Genomic DNA, 2,022 nt, shown 5'->3' on the forward strand with positions numbered 1-2,022 from the left:
GTTTTGAAGATTTAGCAGGACAGTTATCAAAGAATATGACTTTAAGCGATCAGCCATTGTTTAAGGAAATGGATGACTTCGTTAAAGAAAATCGAGTTAGTGTTCTGACTATTAGATGGGTGAAGTCAGATGAAGAAATTTATATAGAAGAAAGGGTTTATGACGAAAAGTCAAAGATACAATATGTCTTAGGTAGGAATGAAAAAATTATTCATGGAAGAGTCGAGCCAGATTCGGTTAAAGAAATAACAAAGAAGACTTATGAATATAATTTAGCAGGAGATATAAAATTGCTGACTGATACCATTGTTATTTTTTCTAAATCAGTAAGCTATCAATTTTCTAGGCTAGAGAATTGGTATGAAGATGGTCAAAAGACGAGAAGTTTGAATCAGTCACATGGTATATTTGTTTCATTAAATATGTGTAACATAACAGAAGTTGATTATTTGTATGAAAATGGTCTGTTAGTCAAGGAAATAATTAATGAGAATCGTTGTAATTCATCATTAGAGCCGCGTGTTAGGAGTGAAGAACAAATACAGGCAATGACAACGAAGAAAGAATATGAATATGATGGTTTACAATTAGTTAGAGAAGTAGGTTATGAAAGAGGTAGTCGAAATAAGAAAGATTATATAATTGATTATGAGTATAATGAGTTGTCCCAGTTGATACAACTACACTATGATAAACTGAGAGCAGATATCAATTACAATGAGGATAACCAAGTCTCTTTAATCATCAAATATGATAAAAAAGGAGAAGAAACGGCTAGAAAAGAGATTATCTATAAGGAAAATGGAGAGATAGACAGAGTGAATGATGGGGAAAGGACTTTCATGTTTTTTTATGAATACTATGAAAAATAGTACTGCAGCCAACTTTAGCTACCCGTCCATGCTCCCTGCGGTCGCACGTCGGGTAGCCAGGAGTTGTAGCCAACATCAGCAAAACACGACTCAATAATTTTTAAAAAGCGGGTGTACCATGATTTGCCAAACGTGACGTTGAAGAATTTTCAGCGTTAGATAAGTTCTGCTGCGAGAATGGAGCTATTATAGAATAGGAACGCTTTTCTATCAATTTAGTGACTTATTCCTATGTATACGGTGCAATTGCCTGGTATATTCAGAATGATGGATTGATGTGAGCTCTGCCAGAATAATTTGCTAAGCGTCACGGCAATCCTGGAGGAGGGGTAAGCAAGTCACGAGTGTCCACTGAAAAGACCAGTTCCTTAATGAATTGGTCCATTGGGGAATTATTACAATGCTCAAACGATCCAGAAATAGTAGATTGTTTTTTTGCTCTGCTCCTTGATAATTATCAATAGGACGTGCCATCCAGGAGGAGGAGTAAGCACGTCATTAGTGTCTATTAAAAAAAATAAGTTCCTTAATGACTTGGTCCATTGGATAATTGCGGCAATGCTTGAACGGTCCAAAAATAGTGGATTTGCTTTTGCTCCGCTCCTCAATAATTACTAATAGGATGGCAATACTGGAGGCGGGGTAAGCCCTTCATTGGTGTTCATTGAAAAGATCAGTTCTTCAAAAGCTTAGTCCATTGGATAATTGCGGCAATGTTCAAACGGTCCAGAAATAGTGGATTTTGCTATTGCTTTGCTCTTTGATGATTACCAATAGGACGGCAATACAGGAGGAGAGGTAAGCTAATCCTTAGAGAGGTGCTTGAATGAGCGTGGCCATAAAAGTGGGTCCATCAATGATTGGATTTCCTGGCTTGGCATTGTGGTTGAGGAGTTTGGTTAGCTTGTTATTGAGAAAGGCGATTGAAAATTTCTAAATTAGCAGCAGTGCTAGCGTTGAAAGCATGACGTCAAATATTTAGTATTAGGCAAATAATTGCTGGCTACAACTTTGCCTACCCGACAAGCTTCGTTCCTCAGCCTGCGGGTAGGCTCGAGTTGTGTGCCATACCAACAAAAATGGAAGCTTTGATAAAGCCGCCCGACTCTAGTTGTAAAAGGAATTAATTTGGAGGAGAAATTGCTTGCTT

Annotated in this window: 1 protein-coding gene; it reads left to right on the forward strand. The window is 37.5% G+C overall.

Annotated elements, in window-relative coordinates:
• Window positions 1–872 (forward strand): hypothetical protein (locus tag A3EU_RS34680; protein ID WP_044087122.1); only part of this gene is annotated, 872 nt, incomplete at its 5' end.
• Between the last annotated feature and the right edge of the window lie 1,150 nt (window positions 873–2,022).

This window comes from Lewinella cohaerens DSM 23179, from assembly GCF_000379805.1.
GTDB lineage: Bacteria > Bacteroidota > Bacteroidia > Chitinophagales > Saprospiraceae > Lewinella > Lewinella cohaerens.